Origin of the sequence: Neptunomonas phycophila, assembly GCF_001922575.1 — a bacterium.
GTDB classification, from domain to species: domain Bacteria; phylum Pseudomonadota; class Gammaproteobacteria; order Pseudomonadales; family Balneatricaceae; genus Neptunomonas; species Neptunomonas phycophila.
In genome coordinates, this window is record NZ_MRCI01000001.1 from 1,472,906 (window position 1) to 1,489,829 (window position 16,924).

Genomic DNA, 16,924 nt, shown 5'->3' on the forward strand with positions numbered 1-16,924 from the left:
AGATTAGCAGCATAAGGAACATGATGTGCTTACTGAGGCCGGTACTCGCGTTAATTTTGATTTGATTTTAACGGTAGCAATTCTACTGAACTTACTATTAGCTTTATTTTTGAGGCGCCATAAACGTCGACTCCCTTACATAAATCGATACAAATTTCCCGACACTATTCGAAATAAACTGCTAGAAAAGTACCCTCACTTTAACGATTCAGATATCGATATGATCTTGGATGGTTTACGTTCGTACTTTCATATTTGTAATGTCGCCGGTAACAACGCAGTCGCTATGCCATCAAAAGTTGTAGACGAGGCGTGGCATGAATTTATTTTATTTACAGCGCAGTATCGTAAGTTTTGTAAAAAGGGGTTGGGCCGCTTCTTAGATCATGTGCCAAGTTTGCCCCTTAACAATCCCGCACAACACATGGGCAATGCAAGTCTAAAAAGGGCATGGCGGCTATCGTGTGAACGAGAAAAAATTGATCATGTAAACCCGCCTGCGCTACCTTTATTGTTTGCAATTGACGAGCTGCTTAAAGTACAAGATGGCTTTTATTATTCGCTTGTTGGTGAGGCTTTAGAGGGAGTGAATGATACAAAGAACTTTCCAGTTGCACGGATTGGCTGTACGAGTAACGCAAAATGTGGGGCCTCCTGTTCTTCAGCTTATGAGTCAGAAGCGGCACCTGATGTCGATTCCACTCAGCCATCGCCGACATTTTCGTTCTTTACGAACAGTTTGAGCAAATAGCTAGCTTACATTTTGCGCGTGTCTCACACTAACTTCTCTATTTTGCGATATAGTAGTTCCAATCGTTTCTAGGAGAAAAATTGTGGCAGAACATCCGTTTGCTCCCTTTGTACGTATTTTAGGAAAAGGCAAAAAAGGGTCTCGTTCTTTAACTGAGGATGAGGCTTTTGACGCAATGAGCATGATCCTAACTGATCAAGTACGCCCCGAGCAGTTAGGTGCATTTCTTATGTTGCTTCGAGTCAAAGAAGAGTCGCCCGAGGAGCTTACCGGTTTTGTGAAAGCCGCTCGCTTACACGCTCATGCGCCAAGTTCTCTGCAAGTCGATTTGGATTGGTCGTCCTACGCGGGTAAAAAGCGCCAACTTCCGTGGTATATGCTGGCGGCCTTTGTATTATCGGGGGAAGGTGTGCGTGTGTTCATGCATGGTTCTCGTGGGCATACACCCGGACGGATTTACACTGAAGATATGCTGTCTTTGTTTGGTATGTCAGCTTCCCAAACATGGGATGAGGTGCAGCAGGCCTTAGACTCACACAGCTTTGCATTTATGTCTATTAATACTCTTGTACCGCGACTTGGTGAAATTATTGAATTGCGATCAATCTTGGGTTTGCGTTCACCCGTGCACACGTTGTGCCGACTTATAAATCCTCTTTCTGCAAGCTGCACAGTCGATGGTGTCTTCCATCCGGCTTATGCGCCTATGCACCAAAAAGCTAGCCACTTATTAGGTGTTCAACATAGTTTAACGATTCGAGGGGATGGTGGTGAGGCTGAGCTAAAACCCGATTCAGATTGTGAGGTTAGATGGATAAAAGAAGGTCAGCTATCAGATCAGATTTGGTCTCGTGTTTATCCTCGTCGATTAGTAAAAGAGGAGACACTCGAAACAGACCAGCTATTAGCATTGTGGCGCGGCGAACTGACACATGAGTATGGAGAAGGGGCTTTAATATCAACACTCGCTGCTTTACTCGTTTTATTAGGTAAGGCGGAGGATCAAGCTTCGGCGGTGCCATTAGCTGAGTTGTATTGGAAACGGCGTAATAAAGCGCGTTTTTAATATAGTTTGTTCGGGCAATGCATAATTGTGGTGCTTGAGTTTTGATAAAGCAGGCGTTGTTATGGCTAAGTAATGCGAATTTAATACCGTTACTTGAAAAGATTGTTTTCGCACCAATAATCACTTCTACAGGCTCAGCTGACACAATGTAAAAAGTACTACTATAGCTAATAGCTGATCAATTTACTCAGGATTGCAATGCGTGTATCCTGAGTGTAAATGTAAGTCGGTCATCAGGTGTTTTATTATGAATATGACGGTTACCAAAGGCGCAGAAGTTTATCTGGCTGATCTGCTTGAAAAGCAGAACGTAGAAGGTATCGCAGTAAGAATGTTTGTTACACAGCCCGGTACGCCGTATGCTGAAACGTGTTTGGCTTATTGTCGCCCGGATGAAATCAATCCAGAAGATGAAATTTTAGAATTGGAACATTTGCGTTTCTATTTTGAGCGCAACAGCCTTCCTTACTTAGAAGAAGCGACAGTCGATTATTCTCAGGACCGCATGGGTGGCCAACTCACGATTAAAGCCCCAAATGCTAAAGTCCCTAAAGTGTCATCTGACAGCCCGATGAATGAGCAAATCAACTATATCTTATATTCTGAAATCAATCCTGGCCTTGCTTCTCATGGCGGTGAAGTAAAGCTAATGGAGCTGCTAGAGGAAGAAGAAGGGTACATTGCCATTTTACAATTTGGCGGTGGTTGCCAGGGCTGTAGTGCTGTTGACCTAACTCTTAAAGATGGGGTCGAAAAAACATTAATAGAAAGGCTTCCTGGCTTAGTCGCTGTTAAAGATGTAACCGATCACACGGTGACAGATAACGCGTACTATAAATAAACATCCTCCCTTGGCCGCATTCAGGGTGTCTGTATGCGGCATCCACATTGCGTGTTTACAAATGAGTTGCTATAACTCCAAGAGCTTGTCATTCAATATCGGGCAATAATGTGAGTATGTTAACTTGTTTTTCTGTTTAGCGTCCCCATAAATTATTTTTGATATTAATGTCCATTTTTTCGCACCTAGGCTTACTATCTATTAACCTAAGGTGCCCTGTAGAGAGGCAAAATCCACTATGGATAAGTTAGAAGCTAATGCCGATACGTTACATGTAGAGCTTCCCGTTCTGCCGCTACGCGATGTTGTTGTGTACCCTCATATGGTTATTCCTTTGTTTGTTGGCCGTGAAAAGTCTATCGAAGCATTGGAAGCAGCAATGGAGGGTGATAAAGAAATTTTACTGATAGCCCAGAAAAATGCCTCTGACGATGAGCCTGTAGCTAGCGATCTCTTCAATATTGGTACCGTTGCCAGTGTCTTGCAAATGCTAAAACTGCCCGACGGAACAGTTAAAGTTTTGGTTGAGGGTGACTATCGAGCACAAATTAATGAGCTCGCAGACGATGAAGGTTTCTTTTCGGCGACTGTTAGTAGTTTGCCTGTTGAAAAGTTAAGTGCAGCTGAGAGTGAAGTTTATAAGCGCACAGCATTAGAGCAGTTTGATCGCTTTATACAAATTAACAAAAAAATACCATCTGAAGTGCTCACGTCACTACAGAATATTGATGATATAGGCCGCTTATCAGACACGATTGCGGCTCACATGTCATTAAAGTTGGATGAAAAGCAAAGCATTCTCGAAATGCTTGATAATCGCCAACGCTTAGAGCATTTGATGTCACTCATGGAAGCCGAAATCGACCTTGTTGAAGTCGAGAAACGGATCCGTGGTCGTGTTAAAAAGCAGATGGAAAAAAGCCAGCGTGAGTACTATCTCAATGAGCAAATGAAGGCCATCCAGAAAGAGTTGGGTGACCTCGATGAGAATGGCGCAAGCGATATTGAAGAACTGAAAAATAAGATCGATGCAGCGAGTATGCCCAAAGAGGCGTACGATAAAACGTTAGCAGAGTATAATAAGCTCAAAATGATGTCCCCAATGTCCGCTGAAGCAACCGTTGTACGTGGGTATATCGATTGGATGCTGCAAATACCTTGGTCTAAACGCTCAAAAGTGCGCCATGATATGGCTCAGGCCGAAGCGATTTTAAATGAAGATCACTTTGGGTTAGAAGAGGTCAAAGAGCGTATTTTAGAGTATTTAGCCGTCCAAAAACGGGTTAAGAAGCTCAAAGGACCAATATTGTGCTTAGTAGGTCCTCCTGGGGTCGGTAAAACCTCTCTAGGCCGTTCTATTGCGCGCGCAACTAACCGTAAATATGTGCGTATGGCTTTAGGTGGCGTGCGGGATGAGGCTGAAATTCGTGGACACCGTCGCACGTATATCGGTTCGATGCCTGGTAAGTTGATTCAGAAAATGGCGAAGGTGGGTGTTCGAAACCCGTTATTCCTACTTGATGAAATCGACAAAATGGGTATGGACCATCGTGGTGATCCTTCCTCTGCGTTATTAGAAGTGCTTGATCCTGAGCAAAACTCGTCATTCAATGACCATTATTTGGAAGTGGATTACGATTTATCGGACGTTATGTTCGTATGTACATCTAATTCCATGAATATCCCTGGCCCGTTACTGGACAGAATGGAACTAATACGCATCCCTGGTTACACAGAAGATGAAAAGTTAAACATTGCGCGTAAATATCTTGTGCCAAAGCAGATCAAGCAAAATGGGCTTAAAGATAAAGAGATCGAAGTGGGCGATGACGCCATCACAGGTTTGATCCGTTACTACACGCGTGAAGCAGGTGTTCGTGGACTTGAAAGAGAAGTTGCTAAAATCTGCCGAAAAGTCGTAAAAGATTTATCTTTAGGCAAATTGAAAGCTCCGGTTAAGATTACATCTGCAGAATTAGAGCACTACAGCGGAATCCAAAAATGTAAATTTGGTTTAGCTGAAGAGAAAGATCAAATTGGCCAAGTGACAGGATTAGCTTGGACCCAAGTAGGCGGTGATATCTTATCAATAGAATCCACTGTTGTACCGGGTAAGGGTAGGCAAGTCACTACGGGTAGCCTAGGCGATGTAATGAAGGAATCTATACAGGCCGCCTTGACTGTGGTTAGAAGTCGAGCACGTTCTTTAGGTATTCCCGCGGATTTTCATGAGAAAAATGATGTCCACATTCATGTTCCAGAAGGTGCTACGCCAAAAGATGGCCCAAGTGCGGGTATAGGCATGTGTACAGCTCTGGTTTCAGCGCTGACTAATATACCTGTCCGGGCTGATGTAGCGATGACAGGTGAAATTACGTTGCGTGGACAAGTACTGCCAATTGGTGGTTTAAAAGAGAAGTTATTAGCCGCGCACCGTGGTGGTATTAAAACGGTAGTCATTCCTGATGAAAATCAGCGTGACCTGAAAGAAATACCTGATAACATTAAGGCCGACCTAGATATTAAGGCCGTAAAATGGATTGATGAAGTTCTTGAAATTGCCTTGACTTATCAACCTAAGCCGCTATCAGATGAAGAAGTAGAAGCTGCTTCTTCAGAAAAAAAATCGTCTAAGTCTGAAACAGGACAAATAAACACGCATTAACCGGAAACATAGGCAGAATCAGGGGGTTGGAGCTTGACACTTGTTTCTGCCAGTTGGTATAAAGTGCGAGATATTTGTGCTGGGCATGGACTACAGAACATAAAAAATAATCGACTCGATAAAGGGGAACATCGTGAACAAGTCTGAATTAATCGACGCAATTGCAGCATCTGCAGACATTCCAAAAGCAGCTGCTGGTCGCGCATTAGACGGTGCTTTAGATTCTATCTCTTCTGCTTTGCAGAAAGGTGAGTCAGTAGCACTTGTTGGTTTTGGTACTTTTTCTGTAAAAGAGCGCGCGGCACGTACAGGTCGTAACCCTCAGACAGGCAACCCAATTGAAATTGCTGCGGCTACATTGCCGACTTTCAAACCGGGTAAAGCGCTTAAAGACGCAGTTAATAAGTAATAGGGGCTAATCGCGTAAGCGTTTTAATCCCGAATCTGGAGCGGTAGTTCAGTTGGTTAGAATACCTGCCTGTCACGCAGGGGGTCGCGGGTTCGAGTCCCGTCCGTTCCGCCACTTTTGAAAAAGGCGCATTCTGGGAATGCGCTTTTTTTTTGAACAATGGATACTAGGTGAATCATGCTGCAATCGATTCGCGATAATTCTCAAGGTATTGTCGCTAAAGTTATTGTTGGTTTAATCGTTGTTACTTTCGCACTGTTTGGTGTCGAATCGTTAGTCAGTCTAACGGCAGGCTCCAACGCGCCAGCCAGCGTAAATGGTGAAGAGATCACTGAGCAAGAACTGTATCAGGCAACGCAAATACAGCGTCGTCAGTTGCTTTCTCAAATGGGCGAGAATGCAAACCCTGCATTGCTTGATGAGAATGTGATCAGCGGTATGGTTTTAGAAAGCTTAATTGAACAAAAAGCTTTATTGATCTCGGCGCAAGATAAAGGTTTGTATGTTTCTGATCGTATGCTTGATCAAATGATCATAGAAACGCCTGACTTCCAAATTGACGGGAAGTTTAATTCGGATCAATTTCAGGCGGTACTTCGTAACGCTGGTTTAACGCCACTTATGTATCGTGACTTGATGCGCAAAGAGCGAATCTTAGCTCAAGAGGCTAATGCTTATCAGCTTTCATCGTTTGTTGTGCCAGCGCAGCTAAAACAGGTAGTTGACCTTGAAACGCAAACGCGTTCAGGTAACTACTTTACTATGCCGTTAGATATCGAAGCCGCTAAAGTAGCAGTCACCGACGATGAAATTAAGGCTCGCTATGATCAAGAGCGTAGTTCGTTAACAACGCCAGAGCAGGTCGTTATAGAGTACATTGTGCTTGATAAGCAGGCGATGCGTGATGCGATAACTGTTACTGATGAAGAGTTACAGTCTGAATACCAACAGCGTCAAGCGTCCTTTGCACCGCAAAATGAGCGTCATGTAGCGCATATTTTGGTTGAAATTTCTCCTGACCAAGATGATGAAGCAGCGCTAGCTAAAGCTGAATCAATTAAGTCGCAATTGGATCAGGGTGCTGCGTTTGATGAGCTAGCTAAAGCTGAATCGGACGACATTGGCTCGGCTCAATCCGGTGGTGATCTCGGTAATATAACAACGGGTATGCTATCTGAGCCCTTTGACAATGCGATGCTTGCGTTAAAACCTGGCGATGTTTCTGAGCCAGTGCGTACAGAGTTTGGCTACCATATCATCAAACTGATCAGCGAAACCGAGTCTACAATGCCTTCATTTGAAGAATTAAAGCGTTCTCTTGAAGATGATATCGTGACTCGTAAAGTTGAGTCTGAATACGTAGAAGGCTTAGAGCAATTAGCGGATACCACGTATTCAGCAGGAGACCTTGCTGAGCCTTCGGAAGTAATGGGCTTACCTATTGAAGTGAGTGAGCCTTTTGATCGTTCTGGTGGGGCGGATGTGTTTACGAGTAACACTCAAGTAATTGAAGCGGCATTTGCTGATGAGCAATTAAATGAAGGACTCAATAGTACGCCGATAGAGATTGATCAAGACCGTACTATGGTTTTACGCGTCAAAGACCATTTTGAGCCTCGAGAGCTATCGTTAGAAGAAGTCTCTGATCAGTTACGAGATCAAATAGCCTATGATAATGCTTCAAAAGCGTTGAATGAAAAAGCTGATAGTAAATTAGCCGCGTTAAATAGCGGTACATCATTATCCATGGCTGCTGATGATGCTCAGGTAAATGCGCTTGAGTCGCTTAGCCGTTCAGCTTCTTCAGCTCCCGCCGAAGTGGTTGGTAAACTATTTGCTATGCCGCATCCTGATGGTGCTCCTACAGCCTCTAAAGCTGTATTAGCTGACGGAAGTGTGGCGGTCATTCAATTAACTGCTGTGACTCAATCAGAAGCGGCAGAAAATGAAGATACGTTGAACGCAATGGGGCAATATTTAGCCTCAATGAAAGGTCAGGAAGCGTATAAAATGGTTGCTAAGTCCGTTACTGATAGCGCTGAAATTGAGCGTAAATAGAACAGACGTATATGAAAAAGCCTAGCTTGTTTGCTAGGCTTTTTTTTGTCTATGTATATTAGCATTTGTTGATGTAAGTTAATGATTTAAATGTGGGCCTATTTTAATCTGCACTAGTTTAGTGGTAGGTGCTTCTTACTGTGTTAAGCGCCTAATTTAAATATGCAGAAGTAGGTCAAAATGATGATCATTAACGAAGCTGTAGTAGAGCTGTCTAGATTGCAGTTCGCTTTAACTGCAATGTACCATTTCCTTTTTGTTCCCCTGACGTTGGGAATGTCATTCATTCTCGCCATCATGGAGTCGGTCTATGTTATTACCGGAAAACAAGTCTATAAAGACATGGTCAAGTTTTGGGGAAAGTTGTTTGGGATCAACTTTGCTTTAGGCGTGACAACCGGTTTAACCATGGAATTTCAATTTGGAACAAACTGGTCTTATTATTCCCATTATGTGGGAGATATTTTTGGAGCTCCACTAGCCATTGAAGGTTTAATGGCTTTTTTTCTAGAATCAACTTTAGTTGGTTTGTTCTTTTTTGGCTGGGACCGCCTAAGCAAGCTTAAGCATTTATTAGTGACTTGGGGTGTTGCATTGGGTTCTAACTTTTCGGCTTTGTGGATTTTGATAGCTAATGGATGGATGCAAAATCCTGTTGGGTCAGAGTTTAATTATGAAACGATGCGAATGGAGTTGGTCGACTTCGGCGCTTTGCTATTTAACCCTGTAGCGCAAGTTAAGTTTGTTCATACTGTGTCAGCAGGGTATGTAACAGGTGCGGTTTTTGTATTAGCCATTTCCAGTTATTACTTACTAAAAAATCGCGATTTACCCTTTGCGCGGCGTTCATTTGCTATCGCTTCGGCTTTTGGTTTGGCTTCTATTCTCAGTGTCATTATCTTAGGTGACGAGTCTGGCTATGAGCTAGGTGATGTTCAAAAAGTTAAGCTGGCTGCTGTCGAAGCTGAATGGCATACGCATGAAGCCCCTGCTGCTTTTACACTAATTGGTTTTCCGAATCAGGAAATAGGGGAGACGGAATATGCTATTCGTATCCCAGGAGTCTTAGGTTTAATCGCAACACGCTCTATTACTGAGGAGGTGGAAGGGATAGCGGATCTAAAGGCTCATAACCGTCAACGTATAATAAATGGCATTTATGCTAATCAATTGCTTGATGAGTTGCGCTCGGGTTCTACAGACGCACTTGTTAAAGAAAATTTCGAAAAAGTAAAAGACGATTTAGGTTATGGGTTACTAGTTACTGCATTTACGGATGACATAAACAACGTAACCTCCGAACAGATAGATCAAGCTGTTGATTATAGTATCCCTCGTGTAGCGCCTATCTTTTTTGCTTTTCGTATTATGGTCGCGGCAGGTTTCATCATGCTAATCATTTTTGCCACTGCTTTTTATCAAAATGCGCGTCGACGCATCGGCAACAACCGTTTATTTCTTCGTATTATCTTATGTAGTCTACCGCTTCCGTGGATCGCTTGTGAAACAGGGTGGATTGTGGCTGAGTATGGCAGGCAGCCATGGGCAATAGGAGAAATATTACCGGTACATGTCGCCGTATCTAGTCTGTCAGCAGGCGAGATTTGGCTATCGATGGGCTTGATGACTGCTCTATATACTGTTTTCCTTTTTGCCGAAATGTACCTAATGATTAAATTCGCCAAAAAAGGACCATCCAGCTTACATACAGGGCGCTATGCTTTAGAAGGTGACATAGCTCAAATGCGCGTTCAGGGGGAGCAGTAAAATGGATTATGAATTATTAAAACTAATATGGTGGGCATTGATAGGTGTTTTGCTGATTGGTTTTGCGGTAACCGATGGCTTCGATATGGGAGTAGGTAGCCTGCTGAGAATAGTTGGCAACGATGATATCGAACGTCGCGTAATGATTAATTCCATTGCCCCGCATTGGGATGGAAATCAAGTATGGTTTATAACCGCCGGTGGTGCGCTCTTTGCAGCATGGCCTATTGTTTATGCGACCTCTTTTTCGGGTTTTTACTTTGCAATGATTTTGACCTTAGTCGCGCTTTTTTTCAGACCCATTGGCTTCGATTACCGTTCTAAATTACCGAACCCTTCATGGCGTAATAGTTGGGACTGGGGGATTACGTTCGGCTCTGCTGTGCCGCCAATTATCTTCGGTGTTGCATTTGGTAATTTATTGCAAGGAGTACCTTTTGAGTTTGATAGCTACCTTCGGGTGACATATACAGGCACGTTTTTCGCTCTATTGAATCCTTTTGCTGTGTTATGCGGTGTTGTTAGCTTACTAATGATCATGACTCAAGGTGGGGCTTGGCTTCTGATGAAGACTGATGGCCACTTGCTAATCAAAGTTGCACGCGCAACATTAATCACGGGGTTATTGGCATGTTTGTGCTTTGTGCTTGCAGGTTTGTGGTTAGCTTTTGGAATAGATGGGTATGTGATCACCAGCCAGGTGAATGGTAATGACGTCTTAACTCCATTAATGAAGTCGGTTGAGATTCAATCTGGAGCATGGCTGAATAACTATGAAAAATATCCTGTGTTAATGCTTGCGCCTGTGTTGGGGGTTGCTGGCATGTTAGTAGCTAGTTTGGCTGGTGCTCTGCGTAAAGGCGCATTGGCTTTTTTGAGTTCATCGCTGGGTATCGCGGGCATTATAGTTACCGCTGGGGGATCAATGTTTCCTTTTTTAATGCCGTCGTCTTCACAGCCCGGAATGAGCTTGACTCTCTGGGATGCAACATCCAGTGAAATGACACTTAAAATCATGTTTTTTGTCGCGTGTGTTTTTGTGCCAATTATTTTGATTTACACCTTATGGAGCTACTGGGTTATGTTCGGGCGTATTAGTAAAGCTCACATAGAAAAGAATACGCACTCATTGTATTAATATGTAAATAACTTTGAAGCGTGGCTTCAAGGTGGAGGAATAAGATATGTGGTACTTTGCTTGGATTCTGGGTGTGCTGCTAGCGTGTTCATTTGGCATCATTAATGCTGTTTGGCTCGAATTTAAAGGGTATGAGGGTGAAGAGGAAGCCTGAGCTAAATGAATCAAGACTCTAAAAACAAAGAGCGCCATCAAGGGCGCTCTTTTACTAATGAAACGTTATTCCTGAAAGATTTAGTCGGTTTTCAACGTATAAAATATCGCTATGTGAATGTGCTAGGCATGTTGGCAGGGCTTTTGATAGTTGTCCAAGCGTGGGCTTTATCTAACCTCTTTGCCGATCTCGTCTCATTTAATACGTTATCGTTTTTTATGTTGATTTTAGGCCTGTTAGCGTGGCTTTTGCGATCAGTTTTACATCTCAGCAGAGATGTTATCGCCTCTGAAGCGAGTCGTAACATTCGTTTCAATTTGCGGGAAAAATTATTAAGCGAATTAACTTTTTTAGGGCCTAAACGATCGGTTATTGATGAAGATGCCGCTTTATCGACTCGAGTTTATGAGCAGGTCGATGCCTTAGATGACTATTATTCGCGTTATAAACCGCAGACATTTATGGTGACTGTAGTCCCATTTATTATACTGCTAACGGTGTTGCCTATATCGCTTATTACGTTTTTCATTTTTTTATTGACGACACCTTTAGTGATTTTTTTTATGGTTCTGGTGGGGCATAAAGCTGCAAATGCTAACCGAAAGCAGTTTTCAGTGCTGGCTATGTTATCCAATCAATTTATGGATATGAACCAAGGTTTATCTGAGCTTAGACGTCTCTCAAGAGTTGAAGATGCAAGGGAAAGGCTTTCATCAAGTGCAAAAGCTTATCAAAGTACTTCTATGGGGGTACTGCGTCTCGCTTTTTTATCGACTGCTACTTTAGAGCTTTTCGCTTCATTATCTATCGCAATGGTTGCTTTGTATTTAGGACTAGGTTTGCTCGAAAAGTTGCCTTGGCAGCTGGGTTCTTCGCCTGTTACTTTGACTAATGCTTTTTTCTTGTTGTTATTAGCCCCTGAGTTTTACCTTCCTTTACGCCAATTAGGGCAAGACTATCACGCCAAACAAAAAGCAGAAGCAGCAGCATCAGGAATTTTGCAGATATTAGAGGCTTCAACTATTGATAGTTCTACAACACAAGTTCACTTGAAAGATAGTGAGACCCCACAAACACTGATACTTTTTGATTCATTGTCTTTAGACGCGAATAAGCGGACTCGGCTAGTTTCAATCTCCGGTCATATACACGAAGGCGAACGTATTTGGCTCAGTGGGGAGTCAGGTGTTGGTAAATCCAGTTTGCTTTATATTCTCTTAGGCTTTGAAGATAGCTATAGGGGGCAATGCCTAATTGACGGTATTGATATAAAACAAGCCGACCTATCTCAATGGCGTTCACGACTAGCTTGGATACCTCAGTCTCCTGAATGGATTAATGGAACCATTCGTCAAAATCTTACGTTAGGCCTGAGCAATTTAGATAGTGCAAGCATTCATGACGCTTTAGAAAAAAGCAAAGCCAATATTTTTATTAGAAAATTACCTAACGGTTTAGATACCAAGCTTTCAGAGTTAGGGACAGGGCTGTCCGGTGGGCAGATGCAACGACTGTCTATTGCGCGAGCGTTATTATCCAACGCAGATGTTTGGCTTTTAGACGAGCCTTGTGCAAGCCTTGATCAAGAGACAGCTGAAGCGGTTTTAGAAACAATTAATCGCGTGTCAGAGCAGAAAACCTTATTAGTCGTTAGTCATGATACGCACCCCATTGAGTGGGTTGATAAACATTGGAAACTGACTAAGGAAGGGCTTTATGAAGTTGCATAAATTGTCTTTAAAGCATCTGTTAACGGCCAGTTTAACTGGGTTGGTTATGTCCGGGCTCTTAGGGTTAATATCAAGTATAGCGGGCATAGCACTTCTCGGTGTATCCGGTTGGTTTATTTCGGCTGCGGGCTTAGCCGGTGGTCTCCTATTTTTTAATTACTTTACGCCGGGGGCAATCATTCGCCTTATGGCTATATTAAGAACTGCTGGAAAATACGGCGAACAAGTTTTTGCTCATAGTCATTTACTTGATCTATTGAGGTTGTTGCGTTTATGGGTCTGGGATCAGCGCGCGGATAGAGATCCCGCTCTTGTTTCAAAAGAAAGTAAAGGCGATTTGTTGCAACGAATAGTAGCAGACGTAGACCAAATTATACGCTGGCCGTTGATGGTTTTTTTCCCTTGGCTATATGCGTTGGGTGCCTATTGTTTGGTTATCTGTTTGGCTTTTTATATTAATGCTTCACTAGGGTGGCCTTTGCTGGTTGGTGCTATTTTGCACCTTTGTGTTATACCTTATCTCTTGATGCGCTGGGGATTAAAGAGGGTTTACTCATCTCAAGTATTAGGTATACATCGCCGAAGTCGTTTTATTAGCGTATTTTCCTCTCTAATTACGTTAACTATTCGTGGGAATTGGTCTTCTTATTCGTCGCGCTTGCACCAGTTGGATAATCGACAGAGAAAAAATGATAAACAGATACAGATGTTATTGAGCGTCGCTAAGTTCTTAATCAATCTTGTTACAATTGCTTTGCTAACCTTGCTCGTGACATTAGCCGTTCAGTATGAGTCTTCAAATAAACACTTTACATTGATTGACGGCATAGATGCCGCGTGGTTTGTTGGTCTGCTGCTATCTCTCCTAGCACTTAATGAGCTGATGACTCCATTGGCTCAGTTGTTTTTAGCACACGCACAAGCGAAAGTTGGCTTGAAACGGCTAAAACAGATTGAAGTGCAGGTTAAACCAAAATCCAACCTAGCTATTTCTCACATTGATTCGCTCTCTTTTAAAAATTGGAAAGGGGTACATCTTCCTTCGCTTTTGGGCAGCCCTATTGTATCTATGTCGCTTAAAGTGGGAGACACTCTAGCTATTATAGGAAAAAGTGGTTGTGGCAAATCGACATTATTATCTTCAATGGCAGGGGAGTGTTATTCGCAAGGCCTTTCATTGATCAATGATCAGGTGATCGATTTATATGGAGAACCGGCTTATCAAGCTTATGTCAGTTACTTGCCTCAGAGTCCTTATATTTTCCAGCAAAGTGTTGCAGCTAATATTAGGCTTGGAAAGCCAGAAGCCTCCGATGAAGAAGTGTTGAAGGCGTTAGCGGCAGTCAAATTGGATGATTGGGCTCACGGGCTACCTCAAGGTATGTATACGTTTTTAAGTGCTCAGGGAAAAGATTTATCCGGAGGTCAGATTAAGCGTCTAGCCTTAGCTAGATTGCTGATTCGCAAGGCCCCTATTTTGTTATTAGACGAACCGTTTGATGGCTTAGATCAAGACACCATAGAGCATTTAATCACATCACTAGAGGGTGAGTATAAGCCTAATATTCTCGTATTTATTAGCCATATAGATACAAGACTTAATGAACGCGCTAAATCTTTGCATCTATAAGGGCCATATGAGCATCAAATCTTTTTCAGTAACAGACTCCCTATTGAGTACCCAGCGCCAAACGAGCAGATAACACCAAGGTCGTTTGGCTCCATATCTTGATGATATAAATTAAAGGCAACCAAAGATCCTGCAGAGGCTATATTGGCGAATTGATCAAGAATAATTGGAGCGGTCAGTTGATCTGCATCTTTCCCTAATAAACGACGGATAATTAGCTGATTCATATTGATATTTGCTTGGTGTAGCCACCAACGCTTTATATCACTAGTTTTTAAGCCATTAGAGGCTACATGATTCTCTAAGTGATCAGCAGCCATGGGGCAAACCTCTTTAAAAACCTTTCTCCCGTTTTGATGGAACAATGCTTGAGGTGAAAAAGGGTCTGTATCGCAGGCGCGAGCGGTATACCCAAAGTTAGAGCGTATATTATTCGAAAACTGTGTCGCCGCTCGGACGCTGACCATTTCAAATGTATGTAAAGGTGAAGTAATAGCTTTGGAGTTTTCAACAACCATTGCCGTTGCAACATCACCAAAAATAAAATGGCTGTCACGGTCGGTGAAGTTGACTTGAGGTGATGTTAACTCCGGGGAAATAACCAATACCGAGTTAGCCGTACCGGCTTTGACCATTTCATAAGCTCGATGTAAACCAAAGGTGCCAGAGGAGCAGGCGACTTGCATATCAAAAGCGAACCCGTCTATTCCCAGCGCGTGCTGAACCTCAATTGCGATCGCAGGATAAGGTCGTTGCGTGTAAGATGAAGAAACTATAACGGCATCTATCTGATTTGGGAGCTTATTTGCTGCACATAGTGCGTCTTTAGCGGCTTCTATTGCCATCTCGGCTTGTAAAGAGATGTCATCATCAGGGCGTTCAGTCAGTGATGGTCGCATTCTATTTGTATCTAAAATACCGTCTTTTTCTATAACATAACGGCTTTTAATGCCGGAAGCTTTTTCTATAAATTCGCTATTGGAAAAAGGAGGCTTGTCACCAAATAGTGCTATGTTTTGTTCCACCCATGCATTATAACTATGCACAAGTTCGTCATTAGAGATGGTATTAGCGGGTTTCCAGAGGCCTGAGCCTGTGATGAAAGGGCGTATAGTATCCATAGGTGCTCTTCTTTTTTAGAGCAGTATAGGACAAAAAGATAGAGTATTGAAAACAGATGTTGGGTTAAGTGTTTATTTAAGGATTAGGATGGAGTAACGGGGCAAGGGAGCCCCGTATTCCGGAAGATTAAATGGTGCCCGTCAATTAATGGTGTGCGTGGCGACCAATATGAAGTTTAGGTAGTTCCATACGGAACAAAGATTTAACGAAACGTTTTGTTGATGCAAATAATTCAGCGTTGTATTCACGACGCATTTGGTAAGCGCGATCAATGTAATACTGAGTGTCGACGTTGCCAGTAGAATCTGTTTTGATGCTGTGTTGAGTATGCATGTTAAGCCTCCGGTTAAGCTCAATTGATTAAGGTATGTAGGTATACTAAGGTCGAATGCGGAATTGGACAAACGATCATTTCTCAGTAGAATGATGAGAAAAAATAATCAATGAGGTGCTGCTATCAGACGCTTACCCCCACTCAACGCCATTCGTGTATTTGAAGCTGCAGCGCGCAATGAAAGTTTCGCTGCGGCGGCTGAAGAGCTATTCATAACGGCTTCAGCGGTTAGTCATCAAATAAAAACGCTTGAGCAATTTTTAGGGTTGGTTCTGTTTAGAAGAAACAAACGCAAAGTTGAGCTTACCCCAATAGGCCATCAATACTTAGTTTCGGTCAAACATGCCCTTGATGAAATTGAAGTGGCGACTCAGCGAATAACAACCAGCGCGGGTAATGACGTTGTTACAATCAGTGTTGCACCTAACTTTTTAACCCGTTGGCTCATGCCTAGAATGAGCCGTTTCCAAGAAAAATACCCTGATGTAGAACTGCAAATTAGTGCATCGACAGGCCTTATTGATTTTAATAAGTCGGCAGTTGATATGGCCGTTTATTTTGGTCATGGAGATTGGCATGACATTGAAGTGCATTTTCTGCGTAATGTTTTCCAAGTGCCTGTATGCAGCCCTGTGCTTATGTCGGGATCTCGTCCATTAATTCAACCCGCTGATTTACGTAGGCATACACTCATACATGTGAGTAAGCGATTGTATGAATGGCCAGAGTGGCTGCAATTAGCAGGGGTAGAATATACGGGCTTTAGCCGAGGACTGCAGTTGTCTAGTAGTCAATTAGCAACGGCAGCTGCTCAAGAGGGCCTAGGCGTTGCACTGGCCGATAGCACGCTTACTTCACGTGAAATTGAGCAGGGTAAACTGGTTGTCCCGTTTGATTTAATGATGGATACACATAAATCGTTTTATTTGGTTTACCAAAAAAATCGATTATTAACTTATGGCATGCAAGCCTTTAAAGATTGGGTTATTGAAGAGATGCTTGATGGCTCAGTTATTAAAGAAAACAGCATGGTTTCTCAGTCCAATAACTAACGTAGTTGCTCATTATAGTTGTCGATTGGCGACAAGTGTCAGTGGTATTTTTTCACTGAAATATCGATACATTCCTGCAAAAATCTTCTAAATCCTCTCTTGTATTCAGGCTCTATTAATTTAATTAAGAGTCGTAGCCTAGAGATGCAAAAAAATCAAATTTTTAACTAAAAAAAATTTTATTAGTAATGTGGATTTGTTATACAT

The 16,924-nt window shown here is 42.7% G+C and carries 14 protein-coding genes and 1 tRNA gene; 13 read left to right on the forward strand and 2 right to left on the reverse strand.

All coding sequences use genetic code 11. The features are described from left to right. The first annotated feature begins 25 nt into the window (after positions 1-25). From BS617_RS06765 to BS617_RS06820, 12 genes are all read left to right on the forward strand, one after another. Positions 26-751 carry a glycine-rich domain-containing protein gene (locus BS617_RS06765; protein ID WP_075172087.1) on the forward strand — a complete coding sequence of 242 codons (726 nt, stop codon included), beginning with the start codon at positions 26-28 and terminating at the stop codon, positions 749-751. Between the two features lie 82 nt (positions 752-833). Then, positions 834-1,817 (forward strand): glycosyl transferase family protein, encoded by a 984-nt coding sequence (locus BS617_RS06770; RefSeq protein ID WP_075172088.1) that lies wholly within the window; start codon positions 834-836, stop codon positions 1,815-1,817. A gap of 247 nt (positions 1,818-2,064) precedes the next feature. Continuing rightward, on the forward strand, positions 2,065-2,658 hold the full coding sequence (gene nfuA / locus BS617_RS06775; protein WP_075172089.1) for a Fe-S biogenesis protein NfuA: 594 nt from the start codon (positions 2,065-2,067) through the stop codon (positions 2,656-2,658). A 238-nt stretch (positions 2,659-2,896) separates the two neighbouring features. Continuing rightward, complete coding sequence (lon, locus tag BS617_RS06780) at positions 2,897-5,323, forward strand: endopeptidase La (RefSeq protein ID WP_075172090.1); 2,427 nt, start codon at positions 2,897-2,899, stop codon at positions 5,321-5,323. 133 nt (positions 5,324-5,456) lie between these two features. Continuing rightward, positions 5,457-5,732, forward strand: a complete 276-nt coding sequence (locus BS617_RS06785) for an HU family DNA-binding protein (RefSeq protein ID WP_075172091.1) — start codon at positions 5,457-5,459, stop codon at positions 5,730-5,732. Between the two features lie 37 nt (positions 5,733-5,769). Next, a tRNA-Asp gene (locus BS617_RS06790) sits at positions 5,770-5,846 on the forward strand. Between the two features lie 63 nt (positions 5,847-5,909). Then, positions 5,910-7,790, forward strand: a complete 1,881-nt coding sequence (locus tag BS617_RS06795; protein ID WP_075172092.1) for a SurA N-terminal domain-containing protein — start codon at positions 5,910-5,912, stop codon at positions 7,788-7,790. 186 nt (positions 7,791-7,976) lie between these two features. Continuing rightward, complete coding sequence (locus BS617_RS06800; RefSeq protein WP_139303189.1) at positions 7,977-9,557, forward strand: cytochrome ubiquinol oxidase subunit I; 1,581 nt, start codon at positions 7,977-7,979, stop codon at positions 9,555-9,557. Position 9,558: 1 nt separating this feature from the next. Beyond that, positions 9,559-10,695 carry a cytochrome d ubiquinol oxidase subunit II gene (gene cydB / locus BS617_RS06805; RefSeq protein WP_075172094.1) on the forward strand — a complete coding sequence of 379 codons (1,137 nt, stop codon included), beginning with the start codon at positions 9,559-9,561 and terminating at the stop codon, positions 10,693-10,695. A gap of 46 nt (positions 10,696-10,741) precedes the next feature. Next, positions 10,742-10,849, forward strand: a complete 108-nt coding sequence (gene cydX / locus BS617_RS06810) for a cytochrome bd-I oxidase subunit CydX (protein ID WP_075172095.1) — start codon at positions 10,742-10,744, stop codon at positions 10,847-10,849. 5 nt (positions 10,850-10,854) lie between these two features. Continuing rightward, positions 10,855-12,579 carry a thiol reductant ABC exporter subunit CydD gene (cydD, locus tag BS617_RS06815; RefSeq protein ID WP_075172096.1) on the forward strand — a complete coding sequence of 575 codons (1,725 nt, stop codon included), beginning with the start codon at positions 10,855-10,857 and terminating at the stop codon, positions 12,577-12,579. Further along, on the forward strand, positions 12,566-14,209 hold the full coding sequence (locus BS617_RS06820) for an amino acid ABC transporter ATP-binding/permease protein (protein ID WP_075172097.1): 1,644 nt from the start codon (positions 12,566-12,568) through the stop codon (positions 14,207-14,209). The genes cydD and BS617_RS06820 overlap by 14 nt, the downstream gene beginning before the upstream one ends. Before the next feature lie 14 nt (positions 14,210-14,223). On the opposite strand, the gene BS617_RS06825 is transcribed toward BS617_RS06820, so the two are convergent. Beyond that, a complete protein-coding gene (locus BS617_RS06825) occupies positions 14,224-15,330 on the reverse strand; it encodes a beta-ketoacyl-ACP synthase III (protein WP_075172098.1) in 1,107 nt (368 codons plus the stop codon). 145 nt (positions 15,331-15,475) lie between these two features. After that, positions 15,476-15,664 carry an RSP_7527 family protein gene (locus BS617_RS06830; RefSeq protein ID WP_075172099.1) on the reverse strand — a complete coding sequence of 63 codons (189 nt, stop codon included), beginning with the start codon at positions 15,662-15,664 and terminating at the stop codon, positions 15,476-15,478. A 123-nt stretch (positions 15,665-15,787) separates the two neighbouring features. On the opposite strand from BS617_RS06830, the gene gcvA reads away from it, so the two are divergent. Next, positions 15,788-16,717: a transcriptional regulator GcvA gene (gene gcvA, locus BS617_RS06835; protein WP_075172100.1), complete on the forward strand. Its 930-nt coding sequence runs from the start codon at positions 15,788-15,790 to the stop codon at positions 16,715-16,717. The last annotated feature ends 207 nt before the right edge of the window (positions 16,718-16,924 follow it).

Bases quoted from the DNA above. Each gene is read 5' to 3' on its own strand.
- BS617_RS06795 (WP_075172092.1), top strand. From the start codon at position 5,910: ATGCTGCAATCGATTCGCGATAATTCTCAAGGTATTGTCGCTAAAGTT.
- cydB (WP_075172094.1), top strand. From the start codon at position 9,559: ATGGATTATGAATTATTAAAACTAATATGGTGGGCATTGATAGGTGTT.
- BS617_RS06820 (WP_075172097.1), top strand. From the start codon at position 12,566: ATGAAGTTGCATAAATTGTCTTTAAAGCATCTGTTAACGGCCAGTTTA.
- BS617_RS06825 (WP_075172098.1), bottom strand. From the start codon at position 15,330: ATGGATACTATACGCCCTTTCATCACAGGCTCAGGCCTCTGGAAACCC.
- cydD (WP_075172096.1), top strand. From the start codon at position 10,855: ATGAATCAAGACTCTAAAAACAAAGAGCGCCATCAAGGGCGCTCTTTT.
- cydX (WP_075172095.1), top strand. From the start codon at position 10,742: ATGTGGTACTTTGCTTGGATTCTGGGTGTGCTGCTAGCGTGTTCATTT.
- nfuA (WP_075172089.1), top strand. From the start codon at position 2,065: ATGAATATGACGGTTACCAAAGGCGCAGAAGTTTATCTGGCTGATCTG.
- lon (WP_075172090.1), top strand. From the start codon at position 2,897: ATGGATAAGTTAGAAGCTAATGCCGATACGTTACATGTAGAGCTTCCC.
- BS617_RS06830 (WP_075172099.1), bottom strand. From the start codon at position 15,664: ATGCATACTCAACACAGCATCAAAACAGATTCTACTGGCAACGTCGAC.